Annotated in this window: 12 protein-coding genes; 8 read left to right on the top strand and 4 right to left on the bottom strand. The window is 49.6% G+C overall.

The features are described 5' to 3' along the window. Positions 1 to 5: 5 nt before the first annotated feature. Both CHH60_RS16225 and CHH60_RS16220 read left to right on the top strand, forming a co-directional pair. Entirely contained in the window at positions 6 to 2,351 is a 2,346-nt protein-coding gene (locus tag CHH60_RS16225) for a helicase C-terminal domain-containing protein (RefSeq protein WP_095360111.1), read from the top strand. A 107-nt stretch (positions 2,352 to 2,458) separates the two neighbouring features. Next, a complete protein-coding gene (locus CHH60_RS16220) occupies positions 2,459 to 3,931 on the top strand; it encodes an alpha-amylase (protein WP_095360110.1) in 1,473 nt (490 codons plus the stop codon). Between the two features lie 208 nt (positions 3,932 to 4,139). On the opposite strand, the gene CHH60_RS16215 is transcribed toward CHH60_RS16220, so the two are convergent. Further along, entirely contained in the window at positions 4,140 to 4,889 is a 750-nt protein-coding gene (locus tag CHH60_RS16215) for an MBL fold metallo-hydrolase (RefSeq protein ID WP_176476085.1), read from the bottom strand. 203 nt (positions 4,890 to 5,092) lie between these two features. Here CHH60_RS16215 and uxaC point away from each other — a divergent pair, with 203 nt between their 5' ends. The 4 genes from uxaC to CHH60_RS16195 all read left to right on the top strand — a co-directional run bounded on the left by uxaC (position 5,093) and on the right by CHH60_RS16195 (position 10,864). Next, a complete protein-coding gene (uxaC, locus tag CHH60_RS16210; protein ID WP_095360108.1) occupies positions 5,093 to 6,535 on the top strand; it encodes a glucuronate isomerase in 1,443 nt (480 codons plus the stop codon). 182 nt (positions 6,536 to 6,717) lie between these two features. Then, entirely contained in the window at positions 6,718 to 7,260 is a 543-nt protein-coding gene (locus tag CHH60_RS16205) for a MarR family winged helix-turn-helix transcriptional regulator (protein WP_095360107.1), read from the top strand. Then, entirely contained in the window at positions 7,257 to 8,984 is a 1,728-nt protein-coding gene (locus CHH60_RS16200; protein ID WP_095360106.1) for an ABC transporter ATP-binding protein, read from the top strand. The genes CHH60_RS16205 and CHH60_RS16200 overlap by 4 nt, the downstream gene beginning before the upstream one ends. Continuing rightward, positions 8,981 to 10,864 carry an ABC transporter ATP-binding protein gene (locus CHH60_RS16195; RefSeq protein ID WP_095360105.1) on the top strand — a complete coding sequence of 628 codons (1,884 nt, stop codon included), beginning with the start codon at positions 8,981 to 8,983 and terminating at the stop codon, positions 10,862 to 10,864. The genes CHH60_RS16200 and CHH60_RS16195 overlap by 4 nt, the downstream gene beginning before the upstream one ends. A gap of 103 nt (positions 10,865 to 10,967) precedes the next feature. Here CHH60_RS16195 and CHH60_RS16190 read toward each other — a convergent pair whose 3' ends face one another. Continuing rightward, on the bottom strand, positions 10,968 to 11,561 hold the full coding sequence (locus CHH60_RS16190) for a hypothetical protein (RefSeq protein ID WP_095360104.1): 594 nt from the start codon (positions 11,559 to 11,561) through the stop codon (positions 10,968 to 10,970). A gap of 279 nt (positions 11,562 to 11,840) precedes the next feature. Between CHH60_RS16190 and CHH60_RS16185 the strand changes: the two genes are divergently transcribed. Further along, positions 11,841 to 13,052 (top strand): serpin family protein, encoded by a 1,212-nt coding sequence (locus tag CHH60_RS16185; protein WP_176476084.1) that lies wholly within the window; start codon positions 11,841 to 11,843, stop codon positions 13,050 to 13,052. A 107-nt stretch (positions 13,053 to 13,159) separates the two neighbouring features. Then, on the top strand, positions 13,160 to 14,056 hold the full coding sequence (locus tag CHH60_RS16180; RefSeq protein ID WP_095360102.1) for a diacylglycerol/lipid kinase family protein: 897 nt from the start codon (positions 13,160 to 13,162) through the stop codon (positions 14,054 to 14,056). 26 nt (positions 14,057 to 14,082) lie between these two features. On the opposite strand, the gene CHH60_RS16175 is transcribed toward CHH60_RS16180, so the two are convergent. Both CHH60_RS16175 and CHH60_RS16170 read right to left on the bottom strand, forming a co-directional pair. Continuing rightward, the gene (locus CHH60_RS16175) at positions 14,083 to 14,685 is read right to left on the bottom strand and encodes a GNAT family N-acetyltransferase (protein ID WP_095360101.1); all 603 of its coding nucleotides are present in this window, start codon (positions 14,683 to 14,685) and stop codon (positions 14,083 to 14,085) included. A 25-nt stretch (positions 14,686 to 14,710) separates the two neighbouring features. After that, the gene (locus CHH60_RS16170) at positions 14,711 to 15,334 is read right to left on the bottom strand and encodes a TetR/AcrR family transcriptional regulator (RefSeq protein ID WP_095360100.1); all 624 of its coding nucleotides are present in this window, start codon (positions 15,332 to 15,334) and stop codon (positions 14,711 to 14,713) included. Positions 15,335 to 15,469: the final 135 nt, after the last annotated feature.

Genomic DNA, 15,469 nt, shown 5'->3' with positions numbered 1-15,469 from the left:
ATCGTATGACAAATACCATTCGAATATCAGTCAGGCCTTTGGTTGAATATGTATATCGCAGCGGCAGTATTCGTCCTGGATTCCGCTCCAATGCATCCATGCAGGAGGGAACCCGAATTCACCAGCGGGTGCAGAAGGAGTATACGGAAGAAGATCTGAAAGAAGTTGTGCTTGAAGCTGAAATCCGGCATGGAGACCTGGTCTATGTAGTTGAAGGGCGATGTGATGGTCTGATTCGTCTGGAGGGTCAGCTGACTGTGGATGAGATCAAATCTACAGCCGGCAACCTGGATGATCTGGGCGACGGACTTCCGGTCCACTGGGCGCAGGCCATCATGTATGCATATATGTATGCCGTTCAGCATGATGAGCCAAGAATGCAAGTACAGCTTACCTATGTGCAGACCGTGAATAGTCAGGAGAGAAGATATCGGCGCATGCTCGAACGTGAGGAGCTTGAGCAATTTGCTGCTGAGGTCATTGCCGGATATGCTCCTTATGCCGAGATGATTGCTGCATATGAAGAGAAGCGGGATGTCACTGTTAAAGAACTGCCGTTTCCCTTTCGCAAATATCGGGAAGGGCAGCGCAAGCTGGCAGGCGCAGTATATCAGACTATCCGTGAAGGCAAGGGACTGATGGCCAAGGCACCGACCGGAATTGGGAAAACAATGTCCGTCTTATTTCCTGCAGTGAAGGCAATTGGTGAAGGCGAAGCCAGTCGATTGTTCTACCTTACTGCAAGAACGACGACTCGTGTTGCGGCAGAAGAGGCTTTTGCCAGAATGCAGGCGGAAGGGCTGAACATGCACGTGATCAGTTTGACTGCCAAGGACAAGATCTGCTTCAAGGAAGAGGAAGCTTGTGATACCGGACAGTGCGGCATGTGTGAAGGGTATTATGATCGCATTAATGGGGCAGTGCTGGATATGCTGGAGCATGAAACATTGATGACACGCCCGGTTATTGAACAGTACGCGCGCAAGCACCGGGTGTGTCCGTTCGAATTTTCACTGGATGCGGCATATGCGGCCGATGCAGTCATCTGTGACTATAACTACATTTTCGACCCGCGTATTTCCCTCAAACGCATGCTGGAGGAGCAGAAACGCAAGACGGTTCTGCTGGTCGATGAGGCGCATAATCTGGTCGATCGCGGCCGCATGATGTTTTCCGCTGAGCTGGAGAAGGCTGTTTTTCTGGATGTCAAAAGGGAGTTTAAGACGCTAGGCAGCAGTGTCGCTGCCGCTAAGGCCATTACAGACCATGCGGGAGCTATCGATAAGTACCTGATCACCCTGCGCAAAAATGGAGGAGAAGAGGGTAAGCTGCTGCAGCAGGAGGCGCCGGAAGAACTAATTGAATTGCTGGAACCTTTTGTCATGGTTGCGGAGCAGAATCTTGTGGAAGGCGGTTCGGGAAATGCCGAGACGGATCAACTGCTGCTGGATGCCTACTTCACAGCCCAGAACTTTCTGCGTATCGCCAAGCTGTATGATGAACGATTCGTCACGTATGCTGAATGTGTACGAAGCGAAGTGAGAGTGAAGCTGTTCTGTCTTGATCCATCCGTGCTGCTCCGTCAGACAGCGAAGGGGTTCCGTTCCATCATTCATTTCTCGGCAACCTTGTCACCACTGGGTTATTACCGGGACATGCTTGGTGCGGAGGAAGAGGACTACACGTTGCGTATCCCTTCACCCTTTCAGCGGGAACAATTGGATGTAAGGCTGCTTCCCTTGTCCATTCGCTACAAGGACCGACAGCGTTCCAGGCAGCCGATTGCTAACATGCTGCATCAGCTCGTATCCGAGTGGCCGCGGAGCAACCTGCTTGTCTTTTTCCCTTCATATCCGTATATGCGTGAAGTCTACGAGACCTACATGCAGCTTCCTGGTGAGGCCGATACGGTCATGCAGGAACAAGGCATGAATGAGTTGGAAAGGGAGGCATTCCTGAATGCATTCCAGCCGCATCCGGTACGAACCAGGCTCGTATTTGCCGTGATGGGCGGCGTATTTTCAGAAGGGGTGGATCTGCCGGGAGATCGTCTCAATGGGGTTGTTGTGGTCGGTGCAGGGCTTCCGCAGATTGGACTGGAAAACAACGTGCTTCGTGACTATTTTGACCGCTCAGGACGCAATGGCTTCAATTATGCTTATGTTTTTCCGGGGATGAACAAGGTGCTGCAGGCAGGCGGCAGGCTGATTCGGACAGAAGAGGATACGGGCGTACTCGTATTGGTGGATGATCGGTTCACCCAGGAGCCGTATCGTTCCCTTCTGCCCGAGGAGTGGCTGGACTACAAGCGCATCTCGCCTTCAACCGGAAACTTCTCTGCAGGTGATTGAAGCATAGGCCAAAAAGGGTATTACTTGGATAGCAAACGAACGAACAAGGGCGAATACATATCCGTTCCAACGTCCGCTTCGAAAGCAATCAAGGAGGTCGGTTTTTGATGAAAAGAAATCATACGATGATGCAGTTTTTTGAATGGCATTTGGCTGCAGACGGTAAGCATTGGAAACGACTGGCCCAAATGGCTCCGGAGCTGAAAGCCAAAGGCATTGATTCGGTATGGGTGCCCCCTGTGACCAAAGCTATTACCCCGGAGGATACCGGATATGGTGTCTATGATCTGTACGATCTCGGGGAGTTCGACCAGAAGGGCAGTGTGCGGACGAAGTACGGTACCAAACAGGAATTGGTGGATGCCATTGCCGAGTGTCAGAAAAACGGTGTTGCCGTCTATGTCGACCTGGTGATGAACCACAAGGCAGGTGCCGACGAGAAGGAAGTGTTCAAAGTCATCGAAGTGGACCCTAACGACCGGACGAAGGATATATCTAAACCGTTCGAGATCGAAGGCTGGACCAAATTTACGTTTCCGGGTCGTGGCGACCAATACTCTTCCTTCAAGTGGACATCCGAGCACTTTAACGGTACGGACTTTGATGCCAAGACAGAACGGAGCGGCATATTCCGCATCGCAGGAGAGAACAAGAAATGGAATCAGAATGTCGATGACGAGTTCGGCAACTATGATTACCTGATGTTTGCCAATATCGACTACAATCACCCGGAGGTCCGCAAGGAGATGCTCCAATGGGGAAAATGGCTGATCGACACGCTGCAATGCAGTGGTTTCCGCCTGGATGCGATCAAGCATATTAACCATGAATTCATCAAGGAATTTGCAGCAGAGATGATTCGCAAGCGGGGGCAGGACTTCTACATCGTAGGGGAGTTCTGGAATTCCAATCTTGATGCCTGCCGTCAATTCCTGGATACGGTGGATTATCAGATCGATCTGTTCGATGTGTCCCTTCACTACAAGCTGCATGAGGCATCACTGGCAGGCAGAGACTTCGACCTGTCCAAAATCTTCGATGATACGCTCGTTCAGACACACCCAACGCATGCTGTAACGTTTGTCGATAATCATGATTCCCAGCCGCATGAAGCACTGGAATCGTGGATTGGGGACTGGTTTAAACCCAGCGCGTATGCATTGACCCTGTTGCGTCGTGATGGGTATCCGGTCGTCTTTTACGGAGATTATTATGGTATTGGTGGCCCCGAGCCTGTTGAGGGTAAAAAGGAGATTCTGGATATCCTGCTATCTGCACGTTATAACAAAGCTTATGGCGAGCAGGAGGATTATTTCGACCATCCCAATACCATTGGATGGGTACGCCGCGGCGTGGAAGAAATCGAGGGCTCCGGTTGCGCGGTGGTGGTCTCGAACGGGGATGATGGCGAGAAACGAATGTTTGTCGGCGAACATCGTGCAGGTGAAGTATGGACCGATCTGACGCACAGCTGCGAGGATAGTATCACCATTGAGAAGGACGGTTGGGCTACGTTCCATGTGTGTGGCGGAGGTTTATCCGTATGGGCTTTGCCTGATGACGAGAGTGTGACTGAGTAAGATCGGGATATAAATAAAGACAACTAAACCACCTGAAATGGCGACGGAATGCCTGCAGGTGGTTTTTCTGCTGGGTCCGGCTTTTATTATTGTGCTAATGAAGGCAGCCTCTATTCGGCTCCATTTGGGAACGTGAACGAAGGCCACCTCATCTTCTAGTAGAACGGTGCTTCAGCTCCTGAAACTACTCGAAGCATCCTATACTTATTTACTTCTCATCCAGCTCAAACGATTCCAGTGTACCGACCATGCGCAGGTCATGCTCGTGGTTGAACCGTTCCCGGGTAATCGCATCTGCATATTCGTCATGATAATGCATTAAGACGGTCTTTTGCCGTACTTCCGCAGGCAGTTGTTCCAGGTCCTTCAGCGAGGTATGGGATTTGATCACCAAATCATGCATATGGCATTCATGGAAAATCAGCTGCACATCTGCGGCAGCCTGTTCTACCCGTTCCTGATCCAGCGTGCTATCTGCACTGTAGTAGAAGTAGGGCTTCGCAAGAATACCATTGCTGACCATGCCCGGAACGTGCTGTGTACGGAATGTCTCAAACGTCACACCGCCCAGTTCGAACGTGCCACCATCCGGCAGTGAAACGATATCATAATAATCGCTCATTGTACGCTCGCCATCGGTGGTGTAGCGCATGCCTGGAGATAAGATGCTCCATAGCGGCTCGACCAGCTGTTCGTGGATAAACAGGCGCGGTTTGCGGTCACCCACAATTTTCGAATAGTATCCTAGCATCTGTACACCGTTAATGTGGTCTTCATGCAAATGTGTGATAAATACATTATGGATATCAGTCATGGGGAACCCGACCTCTTTGAGCGCTTTGGCATTCGATTCCGGAAAATCAATGACCAGGTGCGTGCCACCAAATTCAGCGAGCATGCTGTTGTGATGCTGCTCTACGCTGAACATGTCCCCTGTGCCCAGAAATGTAATTTTCAACGATTTCATCTCCTTGTATGATCTTCAGATCAGCATATCGTTCATTAAAACCAGTATATCTTGTTCGGGGGCATATGCCTAAATCAACCTTTTTTGAATACGCTATCATTTTTTATTGAACTTTGATAGGAAACAGTGTAGCGTAAAGATGGGAAGTGTACCCATATGAACGTAAACTCACCCAAAGGGAGCGTGCGAAGCGAATGAAGTCTTTTTTGGATGAACAATTTTTGCTGCACAATGAGACAGCCGTCAAGTTATATGAGGATTATGCCAAGGACATGCCGATTATTGACTATCACTGCCATCTCAGTCCACAGGAGATCTACGAGAACAAGACGTTTGGCAATATTACGGAAGCCTGGTTGTACGGGGATCACTATAAGTGGCGGCTAATGCGTGCAAACGGTATCGAAGAGCAGTACATCACTGGCGGTGAGGGCGTGACCGATTACGATCGCTTCCTGGCTTATGCCAAAACGGTACCCATGATGATCGGCAACCCGTTATATGCATGGTCCCACCTGGAGCTGCAGCGGTACTTCGGGGTATATGAAGTGTTGAATGAGAGCAGTGCTCCAGGAATCTGGGAAAAAGTAAATGCCAAGCTGAACAGTGAAGGATTTGGCGCACGTGACCTGATTACGAAATCCAATGTCACGGTTGTGTGCACGACCGATGATCCTTGTGATTCACTGGAATACCATTTGAAGATTCAGGAAATCGAAGGCTTTGATACAGCTGTGCTGCCTTCTTTCCGTCCGGATAAAGGGCTTGAACTGAATCGGGATACCTTCATCGAATGGGTGAGCAAGCTGTCTCAGGCTTCGGGTACAGCAATCTCGGATTATGATTCATTCCTCTCTGCGCTGGAATCCCGGGTGGAGTTTTTCCATTCCGTAGGTGGCAGAGTTTCCGACCATGCACTGGACTATGTGCCATATGGCAAGGCAACAAGGGAAGAAGCGGCAGCCATTTTTGCCAAAGCACTCGCAGGTCATCAAGTAAGCCGTGAGGAAGAGAATAAGTATAAGACCGTTACACTGACATTCCTGGGCAAGCTATATGCGGAGCGGGGCTGGGTGATGCAGTTCCATATGAATGCAGCCCGTAACAATAACAGCCGGATGTTCGCTCAGCTTGGACCGGATACCGGATATGATGCGGTGAATGATACACCGCTCTCTTCTGCGATGATCGGTCTGCTGGACGCACTGGAGCAGGAGAAGGCACTGCCCAAAACCATTCTATATTCATTGAATCCGCGTGATAATGAAGTGCTGGCTGCCATTGTCGGCAGCTTCCAGGGTGGCGGTATACCTGGCAAAATTCAGCTTGGCGCAGCATGGTGGTTCAACGATACCAAGGATGGCATGCTCGCTCAGATGAGAGCACTGGCCAACGTCGGTTTGCTGAGCCGTTTTGTGGGGATGCTGACGGACTCTCGCAGCTTCCTTTCCTATACAAGACACGAATATTTCCGCCGTCTGGTCTGCAATCTGATCGGGGAATGGGTGGAGCAAGGAGAGGCACCGCATGATATGGAATTGCTCGGACAGATGGTTCAGGGCATTGCCTACAACAATGCCAAGGAGTATTTCCCATTCTCGGCTTCCCTCAAAAAAGTATCTGCTTCGCAGTCCTGATTAACATAGAATTTTTCGAAACCGTGGCGATCTGCCGCGGTTTTTTTGTGGTTTCATTTACCTATTTGACTTCCACCGCTGACGAAAATATAATTAGGATACCTAATTAATTGATGTACTATTTAATAGTGATCCTATGTTAATTGAGAATTCAATGAGAATGTAAAAAGGAGGAACCCTATATGACAGGTCTGGATCCAGTGGCCCAGAAGCTGCTGTATTCCATCATGCAGTTTAATAAAGGCAAATGGAGACAGCATAAACCCCACGGGCGCAACCATAATGAAATTATGGTATTGGCCTGTTTGCTCCACGGTTCACATCCGGGAGAGCGTCTGGATTGGCGAGATAATCCCCCTGATTTCAACAGCGAATTGAATGAAGATCATCCAGGACTGAAAGTATCGGAGATCAGTGCGCTGCTGCGAGTAAAATCACCGACGATTACCCCAGTCATTCGTGGACTTGAGGACGAGGGGCTGGTCAAGCGAACCATGGACCCCGATGACCGCCGTGCCGTGCGTATTACGATTACGGAAGCGGGCCGTGATATTATTCGGGCTGCTCATGAAGAGCGCATGCAGATATTCAACAGATTGGTTGAGCATCTGGGAGAGGAAGACAGTACCCAGTTAGCCGAGCTGCTGACGAAAGTATATAGCTTTTTTGACTCGCTCGCTTCCCAGCAAAAGGGGCATTCAACAGAAGGAGATGACACGCCATGATGAAATTGTTTCGCATGCTCAAGCCTTATCAAATCCCCATTATCTTCATTTTGGGTCTTGTACTGCTGCAATCGCTCGCCGAGCTGTACCTGCCAACCTTGATGGCGGATATCGTCAATGATGGTATCGTCAAAGGTGATGTTCCGTACATCTGGCAAATTGGCGGCTGGATGCTGGTCATTGCCATTGGGGGCACAGCGTGTTCCGTATTGGCCAGTTACTTGTCTTCCCGTACAGCAGGCGGATTCGCCAAGCAGCTGCGCAGCCGGGTTTTCCGCCATGTGGAGAATTTCTCGCTGCAGGAATTTGATAAGCTCGGTACCGCATCACTGATTACTCGTACAACGAATGACATTACACAGGTTCAGAACGTATTAACGATGATGCTGCGCATGATGATCATGGCTCCGATGATGTGTATCGGTGGTATCTTCATGGCTGTATCCCAGGACGCCAAGTTGTCTACGATCTTCCTGGTCGTGCTGCCTGTACTGGCTGGTGCTATTGCACTGATTGGGGCCAAGGGTCTGCCGCTATTTAAACAAATCCAAAAGAAGCTAGACCGACTGAACTTGGTTCTGCGTGAGCAATTGACAGGTATTCGTGTTGTTCGTTCTTTCAACCGCGGAGAACATGAACGCGTTCGTTTTAACGGAGCAAATACGGATTTGAGAGATGCTTCGATTAAAGTTAACGTTCTGATGGCGACATTGATGCCTGTCATGATGCTTGTCATGAACTTCTCCATGATCGCCATTCTATACTTCGGAGGACAGCGCATAGACAGTGGAAACATGAATATCGGTTCCCTGATTGCGTTTATCCAGTATGCGATGCAGATCATGTTCTCACTGATTATGGTTTCCATTATTTTTGTCATGATTCCAAGAGCTTCTGCATCCGCAGAACGGATTAACGAAGTACTGGATATGCAGCCTGATCTTAGTGATCCAGAGCAGCCTCGTGGCATGAAATCCCTGCAGGGCACCATTGAATTCGACAATGTTACCTTCCGATATCCGGGAGCAGAGAATGCGGCATTGTCGGGTATTTCGTTTACGGCCCGTCCCGGAGAGACCACAGCCATTATTGGCGGTACAGGATCAGGGAAATCCACGCTGCTCAGCCTTATTCCCCGTTTCTATGATGTAACAGAAGGCAGTGTGCGGGTTAACGGTACGGATGTACGTGAGATTAGTCAGGAAGATTTACGAGCGAAAATTGGCTTTGTGCCACAAAAGGCAGTCCTCTTCACGGGAACGATTGCGGAGAATATCCGACACGGGAAAGAAGATGCCTCGATGGAGGAGATCGTTCAAGCAGCCCGGACTGCTCAGGCCGAGAACTTCATTTCCGAGATGAAAGACGGGTATGACAGTCTTATTGCTCAAGGTGGTAATAACGTTTCTGGTGGACAGAAACAGCGTTTGTCCATTGCACGCGCACTGGTTCGTCGCCCGGAAGTGTATATTTTCGACGACAGCTTCTCCGCTTTGGATTTCAAAACAGATGCCAAACTTCGTGCTGCGCTGAAATCTGAAACGACCGAAGCGGCGGTACTGATTGTTGCACAGCGAGTAAGTACAGTTATGGATGCAGATCGCATTCTGGTTATGGATGAAGGACGCATTGTTGGTTCCGGTACCCATAAGGAACTGCTCGCGAACAATGAAGTGTACCGCGAGATCGTATCATCCCAGCTGACAGAGGAGGAGATCGCATGAGTGAACGTACCGAACATAAAAGCAGAGCACCACGTTCCGGCGGACCAGGTCACCCTGGTGGCGGTATGGGCATGCGTCCTCCGGGCGAGAAGCCGAAGGACTTCAAAGGTACACTGCGGCGGCTGATTCAGTATCTCCAGCCACACCGTTATCGTCTGCTTGGTGTGCTTGTCGCAGCGATTCTCAGTACCGTGTTCAGTATTATCAGTCCGAAGGTTATGGCTGAAGGAACCGATATACTGAGCCAAGGCGCCATCGCCATTCTACAGGGGATACAGGGCGCGGGTATTGATTTTCCTGCATTAATGAAAGTGTTGTATCTGCTCCTGGGATTGTACCTGTTCAGTGCAGCATTTATGTATATTCAGCAATACCTGATGGCTGGCGTTGCTCAGCGAGTGGTTTATGACATGCGTGAGCAGATCAGCGCCAAAGTGGGCCGGCTGCCACTGAAATACTTTGACTCCCGCACTCACGGGGAGACGCTCAGCCGGGCGACCAATGATGTGGACAACATCAGTAATACGCTTCAGCAGAGTTTGGCCCAGTTTATTACTTCTGTCGTAACCATTGTCGGCGTAATTATCATGATGCTGACGATTAGTCCATGGATGACACTGATCACCATTTTGACGCTGCCACTCAGTGTAATCGTTGTGATGCTGGTGGCATCCCGTTCACAAAAGCATTTCGCGGGACAGCAGAAATCACTGGGTGAGCTGAACGGACATGTCGAGGAGATGTACACCGGACACAAGGTCGTAAAAGCATTTGGACGCGAAGAACAGTCGGTGCAGCAATTCGAGAAAGTGAATGAAGAGCTGTATGAATCGGGCTGGAAGGCTCAGTTTATCTCAGGGATCATCATGCCGCTCATGAGCTTTGTCGGTAACCTGGGTTATGTTTTGATCTGCGTGGTCGGCGGGATCTTTGTTACACGTGGCGCCATCTCGATCGGGGATATTCTGGCGTTCACGCAGTACTCTCGTCAATTCACACAACCGATTAACCAGATTGCCAACATCTCCAATATCATTCAGTCCACTATCGCTTCGGCGGAGCGGGTGTTCGAACTGCTGGATGAAGAGGAAGAGGTTCCTGAGTCAAAACAGCCTCTGCAAATACAGCAACCCAAAGGAGCGGTTGCGTTCCAAGGCGTTAATTTTGGATATAAACCGGATGAACTGCTTATCAAAAATATGAACATTGATGTTAAGCCGGGTCAAACCGTAGCCATCGTAGGACCAACCGGCGCCGGTAAGACGACACTGATCAACCTGTTGATGCGTTTCTACGAAATTCAGGATGGAAAAATCACGATTGATGGTATTGATATCCGGGACATGGAACGCGGCAAGCTGCGCAGTCTGTTCGGAATGGTGCTTCAGGATACATGGCTGTTTAACGGAACCATTCGGGACAACATCGCGTATGGACGTGAGGGTGCAACCGAAGCAGAAGTGGTTAAGGCGGCAGATGCAGCCCATGCCGATCACTTTATCCGTACGCTGCCGGATGGCTATGATACCGTGCTGAACGAAGAAGCATCCAACATCTCTCAGGGACAAAAACAGCTGCTGACAATTGCAAGAGCCATCTTGGCGAATCCGTCCATTCTTATTCTGGATGAAGCAACAAGCAGCGTGGATACCCGGACTGAGGTATTTATTCAGAAAGCAATGAATGACCTGATGAAGGATCGTACCAGCTTCGTCATTGCTCACCGCTTGTCTACCATTCGTGGGGCGGATCTCATCCTTGTCATGGATCACGGTAATGTGATTGAACAGGGCAATCATGAGGAATTGATGGCACAGCAAGGATTCTATGCGGATCTGTACAACAGCCAGTTTGCTGAGCAGCAGCCCCAGGCGATCTAATTGAAACGATGCATATAATGATATGAAAATAAGCCGGACTCCCTTGTTGGGAGCCCGGCTTATTTGTTGGGCAGCATCCATTTTGCCGCAAAGTTGAAATGAATTACTTGTCTTTGGATTCCACCACAGCTGTACGATCTGCGTCATCACGGGAATCGGCCTTCTCTTCGGACTTTGCGTCCGTGTTCGCTTCTTGAAGAGCTGACGGGGCGGGTTCGCCCGGAATTTGCTCACGCTGTTCAAGCATGCGTTTCACGACCTCATAACAGTCATCGACATGTTTGTTACCCACATAACGCATGGCTGTGAAGCTGAGAGCTGCGGCTAGACCTTGGCCTGCAAGTGGAACGAACTTGGCAACGGATTTAGTGGCTACGCGTACTCCGACCCGTTTCAGTACCTGAACGACAAGTTCCTTCGTTACCATGCGGCCGATGACTTTGCTTCCGATGGACATGACGAATCCGTAAATCATGGATTTGGTTTCAGGATCCATGCCGTCGAGCTGTTTTTGCGACAATCCGAATTTATTGTTAATGGCAGGCAATAGCTGCATAAGCATCCCCACATCAGCCAGTACGTCTGTACCAGGTAAAGGGACAAGTGTAGTACCAGCAGAAGCGGTTGCTCTCTTGCGGACCATCGTGCGGCATTCCTTGCGGACTTGCTCCAATTGTTCCAACGTTGCCGGAATCATAGGAAATCCCTCCATTCGTATATGGTATAGATATAACCGATTTAACTCCTTTTGAATGGCGTCTCCCCCGTAGGGCTGATTATGGAGTGTGAAGTAACCTTTTTTCTCTACCATGCGTTTAGTAAAAAAAAGAAAATACTCATTGGCCATGTACGATTTCTATTTATTACGGATGTGAGGGGATTACGATGCATACACGGTTATATGTTCACCTGTTATTATGTTGTGTATGTTGGATGTTCATTACAAGCTGTTCAGCACAGGAGGGGAAGGACAAGGTTGGAATCCAGTACCAATCAGGAATTATCCGCTGATGAACGGAATGCACTTCTGAAGAAAATCGAGCCGAAACAGATTGAGGCGATGAACAGATTGGGGCTGCAGCTGATCAGAGAGCTTGGAGCGCAGAAGGAATCGAGAGCGAAGAATCTGCTGATCTCTCCATATAGTATTTCAGTGGGGATGGGCATGGCATACCTTGGCAGTGAGGGAGAAACAAGGCGGGAAATGGCAGAAGCGATGGGTTGGTCGGAATGGGATGATAGGCAGTTAAATACTGCGGATGCCGCACTACATCAATTATTAATGCATCCTGGCTCTGAAATAGAGATTGAGATTGCCAATGCGGTGTGGATTAAGAACGGGGTCACGGTAGAAGATGAGTATAAGGCTGACTTACAGCAAGCATTTGATGCCGAAATTGGGCCATTGCATGTACAACCCGAACATGCCAAAGATGAAATTAATCGTTGGGTGGAAGAGCATACTCGTGGCAGGATCCCTCAATTGATGCAGGAATCGCCTGCAGCGGAAACACTCATGATTTTGGTGAATGCGATAGCCTTTGACGGCAACTGGACGAACGAATTTCAACCTGAGTATACAAGAGATGGCGATTTCCGGCTTGCAAATGGAAGCACGATGACTGTGCCGATGATGCATCAGTCGAATCAATTCCATTACACTGAAAATGAGGATTGGCAGGCCATTCGGCTTCCCTATGGGGATGGACAAATGTATATGCTGGTTGTATTGCCCCGGGAAGGTCATACGCTGGAAGGAATCCAGCAGCAGCTGGAGGATCATCCCCAGAAGCTGAATGAAGCATCTGACTTCAGGTTGGTAGATTTGTCTTTGCCCCGTTTTCGAGCCGAGTATGGAGTTCATTTAAAAGAAGCCATGCAGCAGCTTGGGATAGAGAAGGCCTTTGATCCGTATGCTGCTGATTTTACAAAAATGATCCCGCGTGGACCGGACTGGCAGGCCTATATTGGACAAATTATCCACCGAGCTGTGATGGAAGTGAGTGAGCAAGGAACCGTAGCGGCTGCTTCTACACTGTTGGAGATGAGAGCTGGGAGTGCTCCACCTACGGATCGTGTCAAGATGGAGGTTAATCGTCCATTCATGGTTGCTTTGGTAGATGATTCAACTGGAGCATGGGTTTTCGCTGGAGCCATTCAGCAACCTGAACAGGTCGCTTCCCACTGACATTTTAGCTGTAAGTTAGAAGTATTGGCTCTACCCAAATCATATCGCTACTGCTTCAACCTTGACGGCTAAAGGGTAAACAAGCATTAGAATGGAGGAAGAGAGCGATGACATTTAACAAAGCGTTGTTAATTCATCACAATCATGCCGGAAAAGCAAATCGTGCAGATGCTGTAGGTACTGCAACCGGGGTACTAGCACCTGCTGTTGGTGAGCTTGTTGTTGTACGCACGGACGAACCCGGAGAGGGGGAAGCCTTGTGCCGGGATCGCGGGGAACAGTTCGATGTCGTTTTTATTTTGGGTGGGGACGGTACGGTGCATGAATGCGTGAATGGACTGGCGAGTCTGCAGAACCCGCCGCTGATCGGGATTTTGCCTGGGGGGACCTGTAATGATTTTGCACGTTCTCTCGGATTGTCACCGGATGTGGAGGTTGCGGCACGTCAGCTGCTTGAAGGTCATGCTGTTTCGATCGACATTGGACGGGCCAATGACCGGGTATTCACGAACTTTTTCGGCATTGGATTAATCAGTGATACATCGCAGAATATTAACTCCAACCTGAAGGGTACGCTGGGTAAGCTGAGCTATTTCATCAGCACATTGCAGACCATTAGTAATACCGAGCCTTTTCATTACCGGATGGAGGCAGACGGCAAAACGATGGAAGGGGAAGCCGTTATGATCTACGCGGCGAACGGACGGTTTCTTGGAACGAATTCACTTCCATTTGCGCCAGATGCGCTGCAGGACGGTGAACTGGATATCCTCATTATTCATGAGACGGGCATTCCGCTGCTGCGAGAGATCCTGTCGCACAAACCGGAGGGAGAGTGGCAGCCACAGAATGAAAGCATCAGTTACTTCAAGGCGTCAACCCTGCTACTGGAGACGGATGCTCCCATGCCCGTTGATACGGATGGCGAATTGTACATGAAGACACCCGCCGAGCTGTCGGTGCTGGCGGGTCATCTGACGTTTTTGACCGGAGATGTGTACTAAGCACTTCTCCGGTTTTTTTATATAAATTACCCCTGCCGCGCAGGGCCTGTCATCTGCCCTGGGGCACGCCGTTCACGGAATTCATGCTCCAACATACTCATGAGAATGGCATCATGATATTGATGGTTGTAGTACAGTGCATCTCTTCGGATACCTTCGCGCTGGAAGCCCAGCTTCTCATAGGTACGAACGGCTCGCTCATTGAAGGCATACACCTCGAGCTCGATTCGGTGCAGATTGCAAATGCCAAAGCCGTAATCAAGGATCAACAGCAACGCCTCGCTGCCATAGCCCTTGCCTTGGTGCTCCGCACGATCGATTCCTATTCGCAGGTGTGCACTGCGGTTCTTGGCGTGCATGTCCATGAGAACAACCTCGCCGATGAGCTGATCATTTTCCTGTAAGGCGATGAGCAGCATGAGCCGGGAATCGTCCTGACCTGCGTTCTCGACAAAGCGTTCCACCTGTGTACGGGTAAAGCTGTTCTGTGTTCCAGTAAGTTTTCGCATCTCAGGGTCAAACAGACCTGGAAAGTAGTCATCGACATCCGTCGTCTCAAACGGACGAAGATAGATGCGTTCTGTCTCGAGCAGACGGGGAACACGTGGGGATGATGTTGGTTGGGACATTCGTGATACCTCCTTAAAGTATACGTCACTTTCGCTGAACGGCACCGTCCAGAAATAAGGAAACCAGCTCATGAGCCAAGTCTTCAATGCTTCCATGCATGCTGCGCACATCCTCCCTGTTCGCGAGCATGAGCAGGGATGTGAATGCTTGGGCGAGCAGCATAGGGTTCGCAGAGCGCAAATAGCCGCTGTCCATCTCCCGCTTAAAATGTGTGGCGAGAACATCGAAGATCTGAGTCTCGGCTTCACGGATCTGCGCAAGCTGGTCGGCATTGAGATAGGATTCAGCTTCACGCATCATTGTTTCCGTGTCCACATGGGACTGCTGCATTTTGGCTGCAGCAACATTCTCCAGCCGCTGCTGCAAGGATCCGGGCTCTTCCAAACGAAGTGCCGTCTGCTGCTGGCCCATGGCCATCATACGCGTTATGGCGACAGTGAAGAGCTCCGGTTTGCTGGAAAAATGATAATAGATGGACGCCTTGGTCACATGGCATAGTGTGGCAATCTGCTGTAGAGAGACGGGTTCATAACCATATTCCATAAATAACTGCGAAGCAGTCATTAGTATCTTGGACTGGACTGATGTCTGATCGGTACCTGCTTTTGGTCTTCCTGGTGACCGGGAAGGCGTAGTTTTTTTAGTCATGCGGCATACCTCTTTACATAAAAATTATCTTGGCATAAAGTGTTCAAAAAATTAGTATTGCAAAATTAACCTTACGGTATATATAATTAACTCGATTATACTATGACCCGTGGTTCATTTCTACAATTCATATAC

It is taken from the genome of Paenibacillus sp. 7523-1, assembly GCF_002276415.1.
GTDB classification, from domain to species: Bacteria; Bacillota; Bacilli; order Paenibacillales; family Paenibacillaceae; genus Paenibacillus; species Paenibacillus illinoisensis_A.
Note: the sequence above shows the minus strand (reverse complement) of the source record. Positions and strands in the feature narration are given on the sequence as shown.